The sequence below is a fragment of the Bifidobacterium erythrocebi genome (assembly GCF_012932675.1).
GTDB lineage: Bacteria > Actinomycetota > Actinomycetes > Actinomycetales > Bifidobacteriaceae > Bifidobacterium > Bifidobacterium erythrocebi.
In genome coordinates, this window is record NZ_JAAIIF010000005.1 from 151,908 (window position 1) to 171,899 (window position 19,992).

At 62.7% G+C, this 19,992-nt stretch carries 11 protein-coding genes and 1 tRNA gene; 7 read left to right on the forward strand and 5 right to left on the reverse strand.

Going from position 1 to position 19,992, the window contains the following annotated elements; translation table 11 throughout:
* Positions 1–165: 165 nt before the first annotated feature.
* From G1C98_RS01715 to G1C98_RS01735, 5 genes are all read left to right on the forward strand, one after another.
* Positions 166–1,647: an alpha-L-fucosidase gene (locus tag G1C98_RS01715; RefSeq protein WP_169078648.1), complete on the forward strand. Its 1,482-nt coding sequence runs from the start codon at positions 166–168 to the stop codon at positions 1,645–1,647.
* A gap of 73 nt (positions 1,648–1,720) precedes the next feature.
* Positions 1,721–3,850, forward strand: coding sequence for a beta-glucosidase family protein (locus G1C98_RS01720; RefSeq protein ID WP_169078650.1), 2,130 nt, complete (start codon positions 1,721–1,723; stop codon positions 3,848–3,850).
* Between the two features lie 91 nt (positions 3,851–3,941).
* Entirely contained in the window at positions 3,942–5,972 is a 2,031-nt protein-coding gene (gene yicI / locus G1C98_RS01725) for an alpha-xylosidase (RefSeq protein WP_169078652.1), read from the forward strand.
* A gap of 123 nt (positions 5,973–6,095) precedes the next feature.
* The gene (locus G1C98_RS01730; RefSeq protein WP_169078654.1) at positions 6,096–7,184 is read left to right on the forward strand and encodes a glycoside hydrolase family 5 protein; all 1,089 of its coding nucleotides are present in this window, start codon (positions 6,096–6,098) and stop codon (positions 7,182–7,184) included.
* 27 nt (positions 7,185–7,211) lie between these two features.
* On the forward strand, positions 7,212–9,242 hold the full coding sequence (locus tag G1C98_RS01735; RefSeq protein ID WP_169078656.1) for a beta-galactosidase: 2,031 nt from the start codon (positions 7,212–7,214) through the stop codon (positions 9,240–9,242).
* 212 nt (positions 9,243–9,454) lie between these two features.
* Here G1C98_RS01735 and G1C98_RS01740 read toward each other — a convergent pair whose 3' ends face one another.
* Positions 9,455–12,247, reverse strand: a complete 2,793-nt coding sequence (locus tag G1C98_RS01740) for an InlB B-repeat-containing protein (protein ID WP_169078658.1) — start codon at positions 12,245–12,247, stop codon at positions 9,455–9,457.
* A gap of 353 nt (positions 12,248–12,600) precedes the next feature.
* Between G1C98_RS01740 and G1C98_RS01745 the strand changes: the two genes are divergently transcribed.
* Complete coding sequence (locus G1C98_RS01745) at positions 12,601–13,512, forward strand: ROK family protein (protein ID WP_169078660.1); 912 nt, start codon at positions 12,601–12,603, stop codon at positions 13,510–13,512.
* 55 nt (positions 13,513–13,567) lie between these two features.
* Here G1C98_RS01745 and G1C98_RS01750 read toward each other — a convergent pair whose 3' ends face one another.
* The 3 genes from G1C98_RS01750 to G1C98_RS01760 form a co-directional block, all read right to left on the reverse strand.
* Entirely contained in the window at positions 13,568–14,374 is an 807-nt protein-coding gene (locus G1C98_RS01750) for a TetR/AcrR family transcriptional regulator (RefSeq protein ID WP_169078662.1), read from the reverse strand.
* A 96-nt stretch (positions 14,375–14,470) separates the two neighbouring features.
* Positions 14,471–15,292 (reverse strand): alpha/beta hydrolase, encoded by an 822-nt coding sequence (locus G1C98_RS01755; RefSeq protein WP_169078664.1) that lies wholly within the window; start codon positions 15,290–15,292, stop codon positions 14,471–14,473.
* A 142-nt stretch (positions 15,293–15,434) separates the two neighbouring features.
* Positions 15,435–17,939 carry a glycoside hydrolase family 94 protein gene (locus G1C98_RS01760; protein ID WP_169078666.1) on the reverse strand — a complete coding sequence of 835 codons (2,505 nt, stop codon included), beginning with the start codon at positions 17,937–17,939 and terminating at the stop codon, positions 15,435–15,437.
* Positions 17,940–18,124: 185 nt separating this feature from the next.
* Here G1C98_RS01760 and G1C98_RS01765 point away from each other — a divergent pair.
* Positions 18,125–18,198 (forward strand) — tRNA-Ile (locus G1C98_RS01765).
* Positions 18,199–18,289: 91 nt separating this feature from the next.
* On the opposite strand, the gene G1C98_RS01770 is transcribed toward G1C98_RS01765, so the two are convergent.
* Positions 18,290–19,885, reverse strand: a complete 1,596-nt coding sequence (locus tag G1C98_RS01770) for a PucR family transcriptional regulator (protein WP_169078668.1) — start codon at positions 19,883–19,885, stop codon at positions 18,290–18,292.
* Positions 19,886–19,992 lie beyond the last annotated feature (107 nt).

Consider the following 19,992-nt stretch of genomic DNA (forward strand, 5'->3'; position numbering starts at 1 on the left):
CTAGTCTTCTGTAAGACCGGGGCGCCAAACGTTGAACCGGGTTCGGCGCCCCACTCCTTATACGGTTCTTTTTCGGCGAGCGTTTCTTTCTCTTTTTCCTTTACGCTCGCCGAAATTCATATTCGTTTCTTTTCGATCCCCATGCGATTCGGTGAGGTATGTTCAATGATGAATCTCGAAACCGTCGAGTCGGTCATCGACTCCGGTCCGTACACCGATGACTGGTCCTCGTTGTGCCATGCGCCCGTTCCCGGTTGGTTCGCGGACGCCAAGTTCGGCATCTTCACCCATTGGGGGCTGTATACGGTTCCCGAATACCGCAACGAGTGGTATTCGCGCAACATGTATATCAAGGGGTATCCGGAATTCGACCATCATGTCGCCACCTACGGGGCGCAGACGGATTTCGGCTACAAGGATTTCATCCCGCTGTTCGCCGCCGAACGCTTCGACGCCGACGAATGGCTCGATCTGTTTCGCGCCTCCGGCGCACGGTACTACATGCCCGTGTCGGAGCATCATGACGGATTCCAGATGTACCGCAGCGAGCTGTCCCGTTGGAACGCCTACGACATGGGCCCGCATCGCGACATTCTGGGAGAGTTGTGCGATTCCACGCAACGGCATGGCATGCATTTCGCCACGTCGAACCATCGCGCCGAGCATTGGTGGTTCATGGGTCATGGCCGCGAGTTCGACTCCGATGTGCGCGAGCCGATGCATCGGGGCGATTTCTACTGGCCTGCCATGCCCGAGCCGAACGAGTTCGATGTGCACAGCACGCCGGCCCCGACCGACGAGTTCCTGGAGGATTGGCTGCTGCGCGTGTGCGAGATCATCGACGCGTACCGGCCTGAACTGCTGTACTTCGATTGGTGGGTGCAGCATGAGGCGTTCAAGCCGTATATGAGGAAGCTTGCCGCGTTCTACTACAATCGCGGCGCACAGTGGGACAGGCCCGTCTCCATCTGCTACAAGTACGACGGCATGGCATGGGGCAGCGGCATCGTCGACGTGGAACGCGGCGGTTTCGCCGATGCGACTCCGTTCGTGTGGCAGACCGATACTGCCATCGCACGCAACTCGTGGTGCTATACGGATTCGCTGGAATACAAGACGGCCGGCGAGCTGATCGTGTCGCTGATCGACGCGGTGTCGAAGAACGGCAATCTGTTGCTGAACGTCGGGCCGCGTGCCGACGGTTCGATCTCAAGCCGTGATCGTGAGCTGCTGGAGACCATCGGGCGCTGGCTGCAGTCCAATGGCGAGGGCATCTACGGGACCCGTCCGTGGCGCATCACGCAGGAAGGCCCGACCAAGCAGAGCGATGGCATGTTCGCGGATCAGAAGCCGACCGAGTGGACGGCCGGCGATTGGCGATTCACCGCCAAGGACGGCGACATCTACGCATTCTGTCTCAACCCTGCGGCGGTGGAAGGGGTGGCCGGCGAACTTCGCTTGACATCCTTCGCCGCATACCACGACGGCATCAAACCGCCGTTCAACGGCATCGTGGAACGGGTGGAGCAGCTGGGCGGCGGCGTGGTCGCGCATAGACGCGACGAGAACGGGATGAGCGTCACACCGCTGCCGCGAGAATCGGCCATGGAGGAGCTGCCGATCGGCTTCAGAATCACCGTCCGATAGACGCGCGGCTCAGACGAGACGGCACGGACACGACCTCGCAGACGAGACTTCAATCATTAAGGAGAACGAACACATGACTGTAATCACCGAAGCCAACAAGGCCAAGGCCAAAGACCTGACCGCCAAGCTCACTCTGGACGAGAAGATCGCCATCGTGCACGCCGCCGGCCTGTTCCGCAGCGGTGGCGCCGAACGTCTGGGCATTCCGTCGCTCAAGATGGACGACGGCCCGATGGGTGTGCGCGCGGAACTGCACAACGACAACTGGATGCCGCTGTACAACACCCGCGATTACGTGACCTACCTGCCGTCCGGTTCGGCGGTCGCATCCACCTGGAACCGCGAACTGGCCAAAAAGACCGGCGAAGTGCTGGGCGAAGAGGCGCGAGGTCGCGGCAAGGATGTGATTCTCGGCCCGTCCATCAACATCAAGCGCAGCCCGCTGTGCGGCCGCAACTTCGAGTACATGAGCGAGGACCCGGTGCTCACCGCGGCCCAGGGCGTGGCCTACATCAAGGGCGTGCAGGAAAGCGACGTGGCCGCCTGCGCCAAGCATTACGCGGTCAACAGCCAGGAGACCGACCGTCTTGACGTGGACGAGACCGTCAGCGAGCGTGCGCTGCGCGAACTGTACCTGCCGGCGTTCGAGGCCGCGGTGCGCGACGGCGGTGTGCTGTCCGTGATGGGCGCATACAACCTGGTCAACGGCGAGCAGTGCTGCGAATCCAGGAAGCTGCTCGACGATATCCTGCGTGACGAATACGGCTTCGACGGCTTCGTCGTCTCCGACTGGAGCGCGGTCAAGCGCACCAAGGAAAGCGCCGAGGTCGGCCTTGATGTCGAGATGTCGGTCACGCCGAACTTCGATGAATACTATTTCGCGCAGCCGCTTAAGAAGGCCGTGGAGGCCGGCGAGGTCAAGGAATCCGACGTGGACAAGAAGGTCGTGCGCGTGCTGTCCGTGATGGATGCGCTGCACATGCTCGGCGATGCGAGGAAGACCCGCAAGACCGGCAGCTATGCGACGCTCGACCACGCGGCCAAGGCGCTGGACGTCGCCCGCGAATCCATCGTGCTGCTCAAGAACGACGGCGGCCTGCTGCCACTCGACGAGCATGCGATGACGCGTCTGCTGGTCATCGGCGCCAACGCCGACCGCATCCATTCCAACGGCGGCGGCTCGGCGGTCATCAAGGCGCTGCACGAGGTGTCGCCGCTGCTGGGTCTCAACGGTGCGCTCGGCGGCAACGTCGAGATCGAATACGTGCTCGGCTACGACGCCAAGCAGGTTAATCAGGACGAAAGCTGGCAGGAGGAGAGCTTGGAGAACTCCAAGGGATCCGACACTCAGGACGAGGAACATGCCAAGGCGCTGCGCGACGAGGCCGTGGCCAAGGCGCGCGAATACGCGGCGGCCGGCGACCCGGTGCTCTTCATCGGCGGCCTCGACCACGAGCATGACCTTGAGGGGCGCGACCGCACCGATATGCGTCTGCCCTATGGTCAGGACAAGCTCATCGAGGCTCTGCTTGACGCCGCCCCGAATACGATTCTCGCCTTCGTGGCCGGCTCCCCGGTCGAAATGCCTTGGGTGGACAAGGCCAAGGCCATCGTATGGAACTGGTATGCGGGCTGCGAGTCCGGCATCGCGCTGGCCGAAGTGCTGCTCGGTCGGGTGAACCCGAGCGGCCACCTGCCCGAGACCTTCCCCGTGGCGCTGGCGGACGAGCCCGCGCATAGGATTGGCACGTTCGGCCTTAAGGGGCACGTCGACTACAAGGAGGACATCTACGTCGGCTACCGCTACTTCGACACGAAGCAGGTTCCGGTGCTCTTCCCGTTCGGCCATGGCCTGAGCTACACCAGCTTCGAGTATTCCGACATGACCGTGCGCCGCGTGGACGACGAGATCCGCGTGTCGTTCGCCGTGAGGAATGCGGGGGAGCGTGCGGGCAAGACCGTCGCGCAGGTCTATCTGGGTCTTGAAGGCACCGGCGAGGATCGCCCCGCCAAGGAGCTCAAGGGTTTTGCGAAGGTGGCGTTGGAAGCGGGTGAAAGTCGCCAGGTCGAGGTTGCCATGCCTGCGGCCAAGGCGTTGCGCTACTGGTCCAATGCGTCCGGCGCATATGCGCTCGCCCCGCAGGCCAAGGTATACGTTGGAGAATCCGTGGAAGATATTCGTCTTTCCGGACGTGTCGCGTGATTGTTATCTATAGACTTATAAATAAGTTAATTCACCAAACATACGCCCTGTCGCACCCGGCGGGGCGCCACCCCATGCAAAGGAGCAACGAATGAAGTTTCTGAACGGTGGCTGGCTCGTCAAGGACGGCTTCGACGTCAAGTACGCGGCCAACGTGTATACCGCCAACATCGAGCCGAAGAAGCTCACCCTGTTCTGCCCGTTCGGTTCCCCGATCTACAACGCCGGCATGACGCTCGACGGCGGCATCCTGACCATCGAGGTCACCTCGCCGCGCCCCGACATCATCACCACCAGGCTCATCAACTTCAAGAAGGACCGCAGCCACTGCCCGAAGTTCGGCCTGAACGAGACCGACCCGGACGTCGAGATCACCGAGGACGACGACAAGTGGAGCTTCACCTCCGGCCGCCTGACCCTCCAGATCGCCAAGGGCGAGACCATCGACTTCAAGTACCTGTACGACGGCAAGGTCATCGCGCACTCCGGCTGGCGCGCCAAGAGCCTGGTCACCGATCCGGAAGGCAAGCTGCACGTCTCCGAGCAGCTCGACCTCGGCGTGGGCGAGAAGATCTACGGCCTGGGCGAGCGCTTCACCAACTTCATCAAGAACGGCCAGACCGTCGACATCTGGAACGAGGACGGCGGCACCGGCACCGAGCAGGCATACAAGAACATCCCGTTCTATCTGTCCAACAGGAAGTACGGCCTGTTCGTCGACAACCCGGGCAAGGTCAGCTTCGAGGTCGGTTCCGAAAAGGTCTCCCGCGTCCAGTTCTCCGTGCCGGGCGAGGAAATGAGCTACTCCGTCATCGGCGGCACAAGCCTCAAGGACATCCTCAACACCTACACCGACCTGACCGGCAAGCCGCCGCTGGTTCCGGAATGGAGCTACGGCCTGTGGCTGTCCACCTCCTTCACCACCGACTACGACGAGAAGACCGTGCTCGACTTCGTCGACGGCATGGCCAAGCGCAATATCCCGCTGTCCGTGTTCCACTTCGACTGCCGTTGGATGAAGGAACTCGAATGGTGCAACTTCGAGTGGGACAAGTCCAAGTTCCCCGATCCGGAAGGCCTGCTCAAGAAGCTGCACGACCGCGGTCTGAAGATCTGCGTGTGGATCAACTCCTACATCGGCCAGAAGTCCCCGCTGTTCGAGGAAGGCGCCAAGAACGGCTACTTCATCAAGAACGAGGACGGTTCCGTCTGGCAGTGGGACAAGTGGCAGGCCGGCATGGCCATCGTCGACTTCACCAACCCGGAGGCCACCAAGTGGTACCAGGGCTACCTGAAGAAGCTCGTGGCCATGGGCGTCGACTGCTTCAAGACCGACTTCGGCGAGCGTATCCCGACCGAAGGCGTGAAGTACTATGACGGTTCCGACCCGGAGCTGATGCACAACTACTACACCTACCTGTACAACAAGGCCGTCTACGACGTGCTCGTGGAGACCAAGGGCGCCGACCAGGCCATCCTGTTCGCCCGCTCCGCCACCGTCGGCGGCCAGCAGTTCCCGGTCCACTGGGGCGGCGATTGCTCCTCCAACTACCCGTCCATGGCGGAAGCCCTGCGCGCCGGCCTGTCCTTCGGCATGTCCGGCTTCGGCTACTGGAGCCACGACATCGCCGGCTTCGAGGATCAGGCCACCCCGGATCTGTACAAGCGCTGGACCCAGTTCGGCCTGCTCAGCTCCCACTCCCGCTACCACGGCTCCACCGCCTACAAGGTGCCGTGGCTGTATGGCGACGAGGCCGTCGACGTGACCCGCGAGTTCGTGGACCTCAAGCTGCAGCTCAAGCCGTACCTGCTCAAGATGGCCCAGGAGACCCACGAGACCGGCGTTCCGATGATGCGTGCCATGGTGCTCGAATTCCCGGACGACCCGACCTGCGAGGACATCGACACCCAGTACATGCTGGGCGACGACCTGCTGGTCGCCCCGATCTTCCGCGAGGACGGCGTGGCCCGCTTCTACGTGCCGGACGACGGCAGCGGCCAGCCGTGGACCAACATCATCACCAAGACCGCCTACGAGCCGGGCAAGTGGTACACCGAACAGTACGACTACCACACCCTGCCGGTGCTGGCGCGTCCGGGCACCGATCCGCTGCACGCGTGAGCCGTGTCGGATCGCATAGTCCGTTGACGGACTGAAAAAATCGCCTGAACGGCTCCCGTTGATCAATTGGTTGCGGGAGCCGTTTTTTGGCGGACGCTTTGGGAAAGGAGAAACGGCAAGGGTATGGTCACCGCACTCGAATTCGTCAGCCGATTGGGCCTTGGATGGAATCTGGGCAATACTTTCGATCCGATTCCCCTGAACGACGAACGGAACAGAAAAATCACCACCGGGGGAGTGTGGACTCCCGACGACCAGCAGCGACTATGGTTCAACAAGCCCTTCACCCGTCAATGCGCGTGCTACGTCAAACAGGCGGGCTTCGACACCATCCGCATCCCCGTGACATGGAAGGACTGGCAGGACCCGATCACCGGCGACGTGGACGACGTGTGGATGGACGCCGTGCAGCAAGCGGTCGATTGGAGTTACGAGGCCGGTCTGAACGTGATCATCAACGTGCACCACGACGGCGGCAACGGGCCGTTCGGCTGGATCAGAACCGCCGAGAAACACTATCTTGGCGTCAGTTCGCGCTTCTCCGAACTCTGGCGGCAGATCGCCGCGCGATTCGCCGACTACGACCATCATCTGATCTTCGAAGGCGGCAACGAGATCTGCTTCCCGAGCGCATCCCATCAGGACACCGCCTACGAACTGCTCAACCAGCTCAACCAGACCTTCGTGGACGTGGTGCGCGCCAGCGGTTCCAAAAACGTGGACCGTTTCCTGCTCATCCCCGGCTACAACACCGACACAGCGCTCACCTGCGATGCGCGCTTCCGTCTGCCGAAGGACTCCGCGCACGACAGGCTCATGGTCTCCATCCACTACTATTCGCCAGCCGAATTCGTGCTCGCCGAACACGACAGCACCTGGTGCACGCCGGTCGATCATTGGGGCAGCGACGCCGAAATCGCCGCCGTCGAAGCGGACTTCGCCAAGCAGAAGACACGATTCATCGACAACGGCGTGCCGGTCATCATCGGCGAATACGGCCTGCTGACCGAACCGATCGACCATAAGGACCACGACAGCAACCTCGCCTGGCTGCGCACCGTCATCCGCTGCGCGCTCGGCAACGGCTCCTGCCCGATCCTGTGGGACACCTCCACCAAGGAGATGCGGTTCCTCGACCGCGAAACCGGTCGCTTCTTCGACCCGCAGGTCGAAGAGCTCTTCGCGCAGGCACGCGCATATTTGAAATCCTGACAACAACAAGGCAAAAGGAGAGACAACATGAAGCCGACATTCAGCAGCTTCCTGTTCGGCGGCGATTGGAATCCGGAACAGTGGCCCGAAGACACCTGGGAACATGACATCGAAATGCTTGAGGACGCGCATATCAACGAGGCCACCATCAACGTGTTCTCGTGGGCGCTGCTTCAGCCCGCGGAGGACCGCTACGATTTCAGCATGCTCGACAGGATTGTCGCACTGCTGGTCAAGCACCATTTCAATATCGTGATGGCCACCGGCACCGCGGCACTGCCCGGCTGGATGGTACGCGAGCACCCCGAAGTGATCCGTACCGAGCAGAACGGCACCCGCCACGTCTTCGGCGGCCGCCATAATTTCTGCCCCACCTCCCCGTACTTCCGCAAGGTCTCCCGCGTGCTCGCGGCCCATGTGGCAGAACGCTACGCCGGCACCCCGGGTCTGGTCACCTGGCACGTGTGCAACGAGTACGGCGGCGGTGGCGGTCTGTGCTACTGCGAGCAGTGCGCCGAATCCTTCCGCGAGTGGCTCAAGGCCAAGTACGGTACCGTGGAGAACCTGAACAAGGCATGGTGCGCGAACTTCTGGAGCCACACGATCTACGACTGGGCCGACGTGGTGCCGCCCGTCAGCTACGGCGACGGCATCAGCGACGCCAAATGCGTGGTCTCCGGCCTGCAGATGGATTACCGCCGTTTCCAAAGCCAGGCCCAGCTCGAATGCTACAAGAACGAGCGCGACGCAATCCGCGAATACGACGCCGCCACTCCGATCACCACGAACCTCATGGGCACGTTCAAGGACCTCGACTACTTCGAGTGGGCCAAGGAGATGGACGTGGTCAGCTGGGACAACTACCCGGGCATGGACACTCCGCCGAGCTACACCGCCATGTGCCATGATCTGATGCGCGGCATCGGCGGCAACAAGCCGTTCATGTTGATGGAGCAGACCCCGAACCAGCAGAACTGGTTCCCGTTCTGCAAGGTCAAGCGCCCAGGCGAGGTGCGCAAGCTCAGCTGGCAGGCCGTGGCCCATGGCGCCGACACCGTGCAGTTCTTCCAGATGAAGCAGTCCATCGGCGGCTGCGAACGCTTCCATGGCGCGGTCATCGCACACGACGGCACCGAGGAATCCCGCGTGTTCAAGGAGACTGCGGCGCTGGGCGAGGAACTGAGCCGCATCGGCAAGCGGATCATGGGCTCGCGCATCGAATCGCGCGTGGCCATCATGTTCGACTGGCAGAGCTACTGGTCGCTTGAGGGCTGCGTGGGCCCGACCGCCGGCTTCAACTATCCGAACGAGGTGCATCGCTTCTATCGCGCCCTGTGGCGTCGCAACGTGCCGGTCGATTTCATCGAGAGCACGGCATCGCTTGACGAACTCAAGAACTACGATCTGGTCATCGCGCCAGCGCTTATCACCGTGCTTCCGGGCGTGGCGGAAACGCTGGAATCCTATGTGGCCGATGGCGGCAGCTTCATCACCGGTTACATGGCCGGCATCCACGACGAGCATGATCTCGTGGTGCCCGGAGGCTACCCGGGCAAGCTGCGTAAGCTCATGGGCGTGTGGGTAGAGGAGATCGACGCGCTCGCACCGGACGAGACCATCGAAGTGCACGGCGATGTGGTCGATGCCAAGGGCGAGATCGTGGCGAGCATCATCCACCGTGAGGGTGCCGAACGGCTTGCCTCGTATGGCGGCAACGAATTCTATGCCGGCCATTCCGCGCTCACCGTCAACACGTACGGCAAGGGCAAGGCCTATTTCGTCGGCACCCCGCTGGACGAGACCGGCATGAGCGCCTTCATGGCGCCGATCATCCAGCAGCTCGGGCTGAAGTCGTTCGACACCCCGGAGGACGTGAGCCTGTCCATCCGCCATGCCGATGACGGCACACGGTACGCGTTCCTGATCAACCAGTCGGCCAATGGCAAGCAGCTGTACCTCAGCGAGCTTGACGGCGGCAAGGAGCTGCTTGGCGACTCCGTTGTCGACGGCGTGATCTCGCTCAAGCCGTACGGTGTGGATGTGATCGCGTTGCAGTGATCGAAGGCCTGTATCGGTTGGCAACGGCCGATACAGGCCGATACGGACCGAACGGTGCCTTTGGATAGCGCCTTTGGATAGCACCGAATGTTTCAGCATATGAAGGAAGGCCGATGCCCTGATGGACATCGGCCTTCTCTCATATCACCTTAGAGGAATCAGCCTTGTGATTCCGGTTCCACGTAGGCGGTCGCGGAATCACAGGACAGGCGTCACGCCTGCTTCTTCCTCAGCATGATGGCAGCGCCAAGCAGCAGTGCCGCGGCACCCGCGATCACGATGGCGGCGATCGGCGCACCGGTGTTGGCGGTCTCCGCATCGCTCTTCGCGCCGTTGCCGTCGTTCTTGCCGTCGGTCTTGGTGTTGTTCTTGCTGTCGGCGGGCTTGGTCGGCTGGCTCGGGGTCACGGGTTCGGCGGAATCCTTCTCGAACACGGCCTGGACGGAAACGCTGCCGTCGGGCATGGTGAAGGCGTTGTCCTCAACGGTGACGCCGCCCTTGAGCACCTTCCATTCCTTGAAGTGGTAGCCCTTGTCCGCGGTCGCGGTCAGCGTGACCTTGTCGCCCTTGGCTGCGCGCTCGGCGCTCGCGGAGGCGGAGCCGCCCTCGGTGACGGAGACGTTCACGGCGTACTGCGTATCGCGCACGCGCCACAGCTGGGTGCCGTAGAACGGGTTCGCGGTGCCGACCACCATGTAGTCGTCGGTGTCGCAGAAGATACGCAGGCCGTGGTTGAACGGGTCGCCGAAGCCTTCATCGGTGACGGTGCCGACGGTCACGCCCTCGTTCGCGGCGGAACGGTCGGTGATCTCGAACAGGTTGAAGCCGCGCTTGGACTTGGTCAGGTACGGCAGGGACTTGGCGTAGGCCTTGAGGTTGGCCTTGCTGGTCAGCTTGACGAGCATCTCGTACAGACCCTTGAACTTGTCGGGGATGATGTCGGAGATGCCGGAGAATGCGTCCACGACCTCGCCGTAGGCGTTGGCGAAGTCGGCGGAGCCCTTGTCGCCCAGCTGGGAGCCGAGGGTGTCGAGCTCGTTGTTGATGTCGAAGAGCTGCGAGGCCTCATCGGCGGAATTGGAGGCGGCCAGGCTGCCGGGAACGATGCTGCCGTCCTTGATGCCGTCGACCAGTTCCTGGGTCTGCTCCTTGGTCAGGTCGATCGCCTTGGCGGAGGAGACGGACTTGGAGTCGGCGGTCTGCGGCTGGGCTGCGGAGGCGTCCTTGCCGGCCTGGGTGCGGGCCCAATCGACCAGCGCTTCCGGATCGTCGGTGGACGGCATGGCCTGGGTGGACACCTTGGCATTCTGATCGGCGCTTTGCGTGCTGACGGCGGAGGCCGGATCGGTCGGGCCCATGCCCCACAGCAGGCGCAGGAACACGCGCAGGTAGTGGACGGTGTTGTTCCAGTCCTTCTCGCTCATGTTGAGGATGTCGCCGTTGGTGAACTGGGCGATCGGCTCCAGCAGGGTGGTGGTGTTCATGGTGGACAGGTACATCTTGCCCTCGTGAACGGTGGTCTGCCAGGTGTACTGGTTCATGTGGTTGTCGTAACCGCTGCCCAGGCCGGTGGAGCCGCCCTTCGGGAAGGTGTCGTTGGCGTCGCCCACGAGCATCTCGACGTTCTCGTTCTTGTCCATACGGTACAGGTTGACGGACTGTTCGAGGTTGGTGGCCTGGGTCACGAAGTTGCTCTTGGTGACGAAGCCCTGCAGAGCGCTGGACACGTCGTTGTAGTCGCCGATGTACAGGTGGTCGCCGTAGACCTGCAGGGTGCAGGCGCCGGCGCTCACGCGGCTCTTATCAAGACCGTAGTAGTACTTGGCGCCCTTGGAGGTGTCGCCCGCAAGCGGACGCCAGGTCCAGTCGGCCTTGTTGGTGGAATCGCCCTTGTTCTCGCCCACGTAGATGGCGAAGGAGCGCATGGTGCCGGTCTTCTCGTTCAGGGTGCTGGTGTCGCCGGTGCAGACCACGACGTACAGCTTGCCGTTGAATTCCTGCACCTGGTAGATGCCGCCGCCGCCATTGACGTCCTGGCGGTGGATGGCGGGCAGGTTGTCGAAGCTCGCCATGTCGGCGATCACCTTGTAGGAGTTCGGATCGGACGGGGTCTTGGAGGCCACGAGCAGCGCCTGGCCCTTGCCGTCGGCGGTCGGCTTGAGGTCGCCGGCGATCAGGGTGTTGCCGAAGGAGCCGATGGCGCGGGTGGAGGTGAACACGTTGCCCTTGACCAGGGAGCGGAAGCCGTCGACGTCGACGCTGTCGTACACCTTGGTGAGCTTGTCGTTATTGGCCGGGTCGATCTCGTAGATGCACGGGAAGCCGTTCTGCACGGCCATGGCGGTCTGGATCTCCTGCTGGCTCAGGTCCTTGTTGTTGGTATCCATGACCATGCCCTCGAAGTACAGCTTGCCGTTCATCTTGAAGGCGCTGCGGAAGGTCGGGATCACGCCCTTGCCACCGGCGATGCCGGCGCTCTTGGACATGAGGATCTTGGTCTCGCCGGTCTTCACGTTGAACTTGAACAGCATGCCGCCGGCGCTGTTGCCGTCCGGCTCGCCGAGGTACATGTTGCCCGCGTACATGGTCTGGATGAGCGCGGTGGCCTGCTTGGCGGTCAGGCCCATGCCCGTCATGTCACGGCTCAGGATGGCCTGCACGCCGAGGCCGCCGTACATGGTGCCGATGTAGACCCAGTCGCCGGAGGATGCGGCGGCGTAGCTGTAGGACTGGCCGCGGTCGCCGTTGCCGGTGGCGCTCAGGCCCGCGGTGTAGGGGGCGATGGTGCCGTTGCCGGCGTAATCGACCACGCCGTCGGCCTGGCTCAGTCCCTGATCGGCATGGCTGATCTTCTCGAAGGTCATGCCGTTGCTGTTCTGGGAATTGTAGGTGTACTGGGGAGTCAGGCTGGCGGATTCGTCAGCCATGGCGGTGGCCGGGATGCCGGCGAGGGCCGTTGCACAAGCGACAATTGCGCCAAGGCATGCGATTGCCTTGTTTCTCATCTATTTCTCCTGTCTTGACGAGACGCGATGCGTCATCGGTGGAGGCAACGAGGGGGCTCCTGCCATGCCGGGCGGGGAGTCATGAAATCGTAAAAAAGACGGTGCCTCCGGCATTCAACGGTATCGACAATTGTTGACAAGGCGTCATGGTCGATGTCTCGTGGAAGCAGACGGATATGGTACGGAATCGATGGTGATTGCGTTGTCTCCGGCGTGCATGCACGTCTGTTCAAGGCGCGGAAGGGGGGATTGACGGGGGTGTATCGAGGGGTGAGCGGAAGCGCTTGAGTAGAATCGCAAACGCTATAATATTCAAAGGCCGGAATTCTATTAAAGACAGGTTAGATAACGATATGACTGCGAAGAAGCGCATCCTTGCGTTCGAGATCGGAACGTTCTTCACCCGGTATGTGGTGTTCGAGGACGGGCGAATGGGTATCCCCGGCACTATCGCCACGCCGGTCGACAGCATCGAATCCTTCTATCAGGCGCTCGCGCACATCGCCAACGGGCAGCGTTTCCCCATTGACGGCATCGCCATGAGCGTGCCTGGCTTCATCGACGTGGATAAGCAGGTGGCGGTCACCGCCGGCGCATTGGGCATGCTGTACAAGCATGAGATCGGCAAGGAACTGCAGGAATATCTCGACAACCCGGTGCCCACCTGGATGGAGAACGACGCCAACTGCGCGGCCATGGCGGAAAAGCTCAGCGGCAATGCCGTCAAGCTTGACGATTTCGCGCTGATCACCATCGACAGCGGCGTGGGCGGCGCGCTGTTCCTGGACGGCAAGATCCGCCGCGGCAAGGATTGGCGTGCCGGCGAGCTCGGCATGATGATCCCGAACTACGAGACCGGCGGGTTCAGCACCATGCAGGATTACCTGTCGACCATCGTGCTTGCGGAGGACTATTCCAAGGAATTCGACGTGCCGACCGGCTCCATCGTGCCGGCCACGTTGTTCCACCGTCTCGACGAGCCGCGCGTGCGCAAGATCGTGGATCGCTGGATCGACTATCTCGCCATCGGCATCTTCAACATCGTCGCCGTGACCGACCCGGAATGCGTGCTGCTGGGCGGAGGCATCTGCCGCGAGCAGCAGCTGTTGCCGCTGGTGAACGCCGCGCTCGACAAGATCGCGCAGTGGAGCGATTTCCGCACGGTCATCAAGCGTTGCCGTCACACGAACAACGCCGGTCTGATCGGTGCCTACTACGCCTTCGAAACCGAAGTCGAGGGCCTGGAAAAGGTTCCGATCCACTGATTCACGGGACCACGCGGCTCGGGGGAGGCGAATGCCTTTCGAGGCTTGAATGACGCTACTGGCGTGCCGACAGGGTGAGCGGCAGCAGGCAGCGGTCCGGTGCCGGGTCGTATTCGCTCGGGTCGGTGAAGCCAGCCCACTCGCTTGGCGGGAAGATGATGTCGGAGATCGATATCCATTCCTCAAGCAGATTCAGCGAATCGTCGCCCAGCCAACGGTACTGCAAGCCGTCCATGGCGCTCATCGCCAGCGTATACAGGTCATAGAACCGGTCCTCGTCCACATCGGGCGGCAGGATCCAGTTCATCGAACCGATCATCTCCCAATTGCGCATATGACGGCCGATGAAGAAACTGTGCGCCGGATGCGTCGGGCTGAGCGCCTCGCCGTTGAGCACGGAATACAGCTGCACCAGCTCCGGTCGCTGCAGATTGTACAGCGCTATGTTCAGGCAGTAGCGGGGGTAGAAGTACACGCGGTGGCCGTCATTGTCGGTGACGCCTGCGGTCACCGCGTTGTATTCGTCGGCATCGGGGGTGTCGTAGCATTCCGACAGCACCATGTTGAGCAGGTCGTCCTTCGACGAGATGTAGTGGTAGAGCGCGGCCTCGGTGATGCCGATCTCATCGGCGATGTCCTGCAGGCTCATGCCCCAGAATCCCTTGGTGGCAAGGATCTTGACCGCCGCCTGGAGGATCTGCAGGTGGCGCTCCTCCTGGCTCATGCGCTTCTTCTTCTCGAAGGTCTTGCCGGCCAGGGCGTTGCGCGCCTGGACGGCATATGGGGTCGAGCTGTTGACGCGTGAAGCCGCAGGCCAGTTGTCCTGTTCCTGCAGAAACCGGTTCCATGCCGCGACGCTCATTCGATCTCCTTCGAAAACGGTGGTGCTTGGGGTGTTGTCCTTACTGTACTCCGGCGCATGATTATCGGAATATGCGGCCGCGCGATGCCGCCGCGATCACTTCGCGAACGTCCTGTGCATCCAGGCGATCGCAAGTTTCGGCCATACCTGCACGCACGGTTCGATGCCGTTCACGCCCTGCCAGGCCGTTTCGGCGTTGCCCAGCGCCAGGCCGTGGCCGCCTTCGGGGAACAGATGCGCCTCGATGCTCACGCCGGCCTTCTTGCAGGCGTCGATGAGCATCAGCGTGTTCTCGCACGGCACGCAGCCGTCGGGGAGCGTGTGCCAGACAAAGACCGGCGGGGTCTTGGCGTCGATGTGCTTCTCGATGGAGACGGCGTCAAGCGCCTCCTTGTCGTCCTTCTTCTCGCCGAGCAGCGCGTCGAAGCTGCCGCGGTGCGCAAGAGGACCGGAGGTGATCACCGGGTAGGAGAGCATCAGGGCGTTCGGACGCACGCCATCCGGGTCGTAGCCGTGTGCCGCGATCACGTCGTCGCTGGCGCTGGTCGCCAGGTTGGCGGCGAGATGGCCGCCTGCGGAGAAGCCGATCACGGCGATCGCGTCGGCGTCCACATGCCATTCGGCGGCATGGTCGCGGATGCGCTTCATCGCCTCGGCCGCTTCCAGCAGCGCGACGGGGAACACGGAGGGCTTGACGGAATAGCGCAGCACGAAGGCGTTGAAGCCCGCTGCAAGGAACTGCATGGCGATCGGCTCGGCCTCGCGGTCGGAGGTCATCTCATAGCCGCCGCCGGGAATCACCAGCACGGACGGACGTACACGGTCGGGAACGATCTCCTCGCTGTTGTCGAGACAATATCCGACGAACTTGGCACGGCTGCCGTCGATGCCGGCGATCTCATCTTCGAAGTACTGCATTGATTCATCCTTTCATCGGTGCGGACGCACCGCATTGAAGACTTCCATGCTATGCGCATGGGTACGGAATGTTGCGGAAACGCCGTGGCGGGCGGGCACCGTTTCGGGTACCCGCCCGCCACGGCGTTCATATCGCGACCCGTCAGAACGTGACTTCCACGCTGACATTGCCGCCGTTGGCTGCGGGAGCCGGCACGACGTTGCCGTCCAGCTGCTTGCCGTCGATGCTCACCGTGCGCTCGCCGGTGCGCGTCATGTGGATGCGGTAGGTGGTTCCGCGGAACACGCGGGTCACCACCAGGTCGGTGAAGCGTTCCGGCAGGTGCGGTTCGATGGCCAGGCCGTCGAGCGTCGGTCGGACGCCCAGCAGGTACTGCGACACGTCCACGAAGGTCCATGCGGCGGTGCCGGTCAGCCAGGAGTTCTTGCCCTCGCCGGGGGTGGCGGCTTCGGGGCCGGCCACCATCTGGCAATACACGTACGGTTCCACCTTGCGCACGTCGGACTTGTCCTCCACATAGGCCGGGCAGTTGCGCTGGTAGACGGCGAAGGCCTCGTCGTCGTTGCCGGCCAGGGCGTTCGCAATGGAGATCCACGGGTTGTTGTGGCAGAAGATGCCGCCGTTCTCCTTGTAGCCGCGCGGGTAGGAGGAGATCTCGCCGAGCTCGATGCGGTAGGTGGAGTAGGCGGGGGCGAGGATGGCGGTGCCCCAATCGCAGGTCAGGCGTTCCTTGACGGACTTCAGGGCCTGCTGCGCCTTGCCGTCGTCCAGACCGATGCCGGCCATCACGCACATGCCCTGCGGTTCGATGTAGATCTGGCCTTCGGTGTCCTCATGCGTGCCGACCTTGCGCGAGTAGGCGTCGTAGGCGCGCACGAACCATTCGCCGTCCCAGCCGGCGGTCTTCACGGCCTGATTCACCGCTTCGATTTCGGTGCGCATGCTGGCCGCTTCCTTGGCCGCGTCGGCGCCGGTCATGCCGGCCGCCTGGCCGTAGTGTTCGAGGATGTCCACGTACTGGCCGCCGTAGAGCACGAACATGCCGCCGATGAACACGGATTCGGCCACGCCGGTGTCGTTGTTCTCCACGGTCTGGAAGCTTTCGCCCGGGGTGTCGGAGAAGCAGTTGAGGTTCAGGCAGTCGTTCCAGTCGGCGCGGCCGATCAGCGGGATGCCGTGCGGGCCCTTGTGCGTGACGGTGAAGTTCACGGAGCGGCGCAGGTGCTCGAGCAGCGGCACTTCGGAGCCTTCGACGTTGTTGAACGGCACGGGCTCGGTCAGGATGCTCGCGTCACCGGTTTCGGCGAGGTAGGCGTAGGTGCCGGCGACCAGCCACAGCGGATCGTCGTTGAAGCCGCCGCCGATGTCGGCGTTGCCCTTCTTGGTGAGCGGCTGGTACTGGTGCCATGCGGAACCGTCCTCCATCTGGGTGGAGGCGATGTCGATGATGCGCTGGCGTGCGCGGCCCGGGATCAGGTGCACGAAGCCGAGCAGGTCCTGGTTGGAATCGCGGAAGCCCATGCCGCGACCCATGCCGGATTCGAAGTAGGAGGCGGAACGGGACATGTTGAACGTGACCATGCACTGGTACTGGTGCCAGATGTTGACCATGCGGTCGAGCTTCTCGTCGCCGGATTCGACGCTGTAGGTGCTCAGCAGTTCGGTCCAGTAGGCGTTCAGTTCCTTCAGAGCGGCCTCGACCTGCTCGACGGTGGCGAAGCGACGGAACAGCTCGTGCGCCGGCTTCTTGTTGATGATGCCGACCTTGGAGGGGTTGTTCGGGTCCTCCCACTTCTGGTCCTTGGCGACCTCGATGTAGCCGAGCACGAAGACCAGCGACTTGGTCTCGCCGGGCTGGAGGGTCAGGCGCACGCGGTTGGCCGCGATCGGGAACCAGCCGTGGGCCACGGAGTCGTGGGCCTTGCCTTCCGCGATGACCTGCGGGGTGTCCCAGCCGTTGAACTGGCCGAGGAATTCGTCGCGGCTGGTGTCGAAGCCGACGACGGGGGAGTTCACGGCGTAGAAGGCGTAGTGGTTGCGGCGCTCCTTGAACTCGGTCTTGTGGTACAGCAGCGTGGCGTCGTCCTCGCGCTCGACCTCCACCTCGCCGGTGGACAGGTTGCGCTGGAAGTTGGAGGAATCGTCCACGGCGTTCCACAGGCACCATTCCACGGAACCGGTCACGTCGATGACCGCCGGCTTGTCGGTCGTGTTGGTCACGTCAAGGCGGTTGATCTCGGCGTGGGTGTGCAGCGGCACGAACGCGGTGAGCTTGGATTCGATGCCGTTCTTGGCGGCTTCGAACACGGTGTAGCCGATGCCCTGACGGCACTTGTAGGAGTCGAGCGGGGTCTTGCACGGCAGGAAGGTGGGGAACCAGGTCTCGACCGGCTTGGCATCGGCCGCGTCGGAGTCCATCAGGCTCAGGTAGTAGCAGCGCGAGCCGTTATCGGCGGGAACGTTGTTGTAGCGGTAACGGGTGATGCGGCGCAGCTTGGCGTCCTTGTAGAAGGAGTAGCCGCCGCCGGTGTTGGAGATCAGGGAGAAGAAGTCCTCGTTGCCGAGGTAGTTGATCCACGGCAGCGGGGTGGCCGGGGTCTCGATTACGTATTCCTTAGCGGCGTCGTCGAAATGACCGTAGCGCATGGGGGGTCCTTTCATCAGTGAAATGGCTTGAACGGAACGTGTTGTGCGATACATCGTTCATTGATGTAACAATAGATTAGCATGTTATTTATAAACTTATAAATAGCGATTTGCAAGCGTGTTGTATGTGTGCGCCCAGCGCCCGTCCGTCAATATTCCGTGGTCGGCGTATACTTCCCCAAGTTGCCCTCGTAGCTCAGTCGGTTAGAGCAGCACCCTTATAAGGTGTTTGTCCTGGGTTCAAGTCCCAGCGAGGGCACGCGCAAGACCCGCCGAAACGGCGGGTCTTTTCGTATTCGCAACGGTTCGTTCGTCTGCCGTTCGCTGCGTTCCGTATCGTTGTGCGCCGTTCAATCCGATTCCGGCTGCGCCAGCGTATGCCCGAAGCGCGAGAAGCGGCATGCATACCACAGTTCAGCGGTCGTGCCCGGATCGGACAGGTCGGCCTTCAGCGCCTTGGCGATGACGCCAAGATACTTGGTCAGCGTATGCCGGTGCATGCCGGTCATGCGTGCGGCCTCCTCGGTCCGGCCACGGCTGCGCAGCCAGGCCCACAGCACATCCACGGCGCGGATCGCCGTATCGGAGTCCGGGTGTGCGCCATGTGGTCCGGTGGACAGGTCGAACGTGAGATCGGCTATGGGCGCAAGCCGCAGATCGGCGAAGGCCCTCATCAGCGACGGCTCCACCACGCTTTCCAGGTGCGCGGCGTTTTGCCCGCTGCCATAGCGGATCAACGGCACCCCGGCGGTCAGCGCCTCCGCGCCCGCCTGATAGGCCTCATGCCTCGCCCTGGGCATGTCGTGCCAGGTCACCCCCGACGACTGGCCCACGGTCAACCGCCCGTCATGCGTCAGCTGCTCCGTCCACGTCCGTGCGTTCCGTTGCGAGACGATGGCCCACATATCGCCGTCGACCATGCCGAACACCGCCAGATTCGTGTTCTTGGCCAGCGTGCGGCGGAACGGTTCGAACAGCCGCCCGGCATCCTCAAGCGCATCCTGCTGGCCGATGATGCGCAAAGCCGCCAACGGTTGCACCGGCAGCCCGTTCCATACGTCGTCGGCGAACTGGCGTACCGTGTCGGCCTCGCCTTCCAGACACATCCGGGTCATGGTGGAGCGCAGATTGGTCAGGGCACGGTTGGAGTCGGCGGTTCCGTTGACGGCCAGAGACAGCAGGCTGGCCGCTTCCGCGGCAAGCGGATGGTCGATGCTGCCCTTTTCACCCTTGCGGCCCGAAACGAGATAGCCAAGCGTCTGCCCGGTGGGGGAGGCGATATGGAAAATGGCGATGTCATAGCCCTTCGCCACCGTGAATTTCGCCTCGCCGAGCACACTGAAGGCCAAAGCATCGCCCAACGAATCCATGTCGACGGGCAGCGAGTGGTGCGATGAGGCGACGATGGCGCCGACGGGGTTCAGCAGCGCCGCCCAGCCGCCGATAAGCTCCGCCAGACGGGAGACGATCGTGCTCACCGGGTCCAAGGTGTGCACGCTGCGCAGCAGACGCTGCTGATTGCGGTACATGCGTGCGAAATTCTGGCTGGTGTCGTTGGAGATGCCGCGTGCCACCGCCTTGGATATGGCGATGAACGGCGTGGCGAGCGGCACGCAGAACAGCGGGACACCCGAGGCCTCGCACTGGTAGACCAGCCATTGCGGGATGGAGGCATGCTGCACGCCGATGCCGAAACCGACGCCCCTTACCCCGGCCTCGGCCAGACGCGAGGCGAACAGCCGGTGCGGTTCGTCCGGCTTGTCCGCTGGCATCAGCAGGCCGGTGGTGAGCAGGATCTCGCCGCCCTCCAGGTACGGGGTGGGGTCGGGGGATTCCGAGAAATGCATCCACGAGATCGGCACGTCCAATGCGCCGGCCTCCCCTTCGGCAACCAGGGAAAGATCAAGGGAACGCTGGCCCAGCAGCGTGTTCAACGTCATCGCCATACCGCCCAATGTAGCGTCGCTCAATCCGCTATGGACAAGCCGGCCGCATATCGAGCATATTTTCAACGAATCGTCCATATCAATCACCGTCGCGACTTTCTATGGTG

What these genes read in the sequence shown, in the direction of transcription:
- G1C98_RS01770 (WP_169078668.1), bottom strand. Translation starts at nt 19,885, where the DNA reads ATGGCGATGACGTTGAACACGCTGCTGGGCCAGCGTTCCCTTGATCTT.
- G1C98_RS01730 (WP_169078654.1), top strand. Translation starts at nt 6,096, where the DNA reads ATGGTCACCGCACTCGAATTCGTCAGCCGATTGGGCCTTGGATGGAAT.
- G1C98_RS01755 (WP_169078664.1), bottom strand. Translation starts at nt 15,292, where the DNA reads ATGCAGTACTTCGAAGATGAGATCGCCGGCATCGACGGCAGCCGTGCC.
- G1C98_RS01745 (WP_169078660.1), top strand. Translation starts at nt 12,601, where the DNA reads ATGACTGCGAAGAAGCGCATCCTTGCGTTCGAGATCGGAACGTTCTTC.
- G1C98_RS01715 (WP_169078648.1), top strand. Translation starts at nt 166, where the DNA reads ATGATGAATCTCGAAACCGTCGAGTCGGTCATCGACTCCGGTCCGTAC.
- G1C98_RS01735 (WP_169078656.1), top strand. Translation starts at nt 7,212, where the DNA reads ATGAAGCCGACATTCAGCAGCTTCCTGTTCGGCGGCGATTGGAATCCG.
- G1C98_RS01760 (WP_169078666.1), bottom strand. Translation starts at nt 17,939, where the DNA reads ATGCGCTACGGTCATTTCGACGACGCCGCTAAGGAATACGTAATCGAG.
- yicI (WP_169078652.1), top strand. Translation starts at nt 3,942, where the DNA reads ATGAAGTTTCTGAACGGTGGCTGGCTCGTCAAGGACGGCTTCGACGTC.
- G1C98_RS01740 (WP_169078658.1), bottom strand. Translation starts at nt 12,247, where the DNA reads ATGAGAAACAAGGCAATCGCATGCCTTGGCGCAATTGTCGCTTGTGCA.
- G1C98_RS01750 (WP_169078662.1), bottom strand. Translation starts at nt 14,374, where the DNA reads ATGAGCGTCGCGGCATGGAACCGGTTTCTGCAGGAACAGGACAACTGG.
- G1C98_RS01720 (WP_169078650.1), top strand. Translation starts at nt 1,721, where the DNA reads ATGACTGTAATCACCGAAGCCAACAAGGCCAAGGCCAAAGACCTGACC.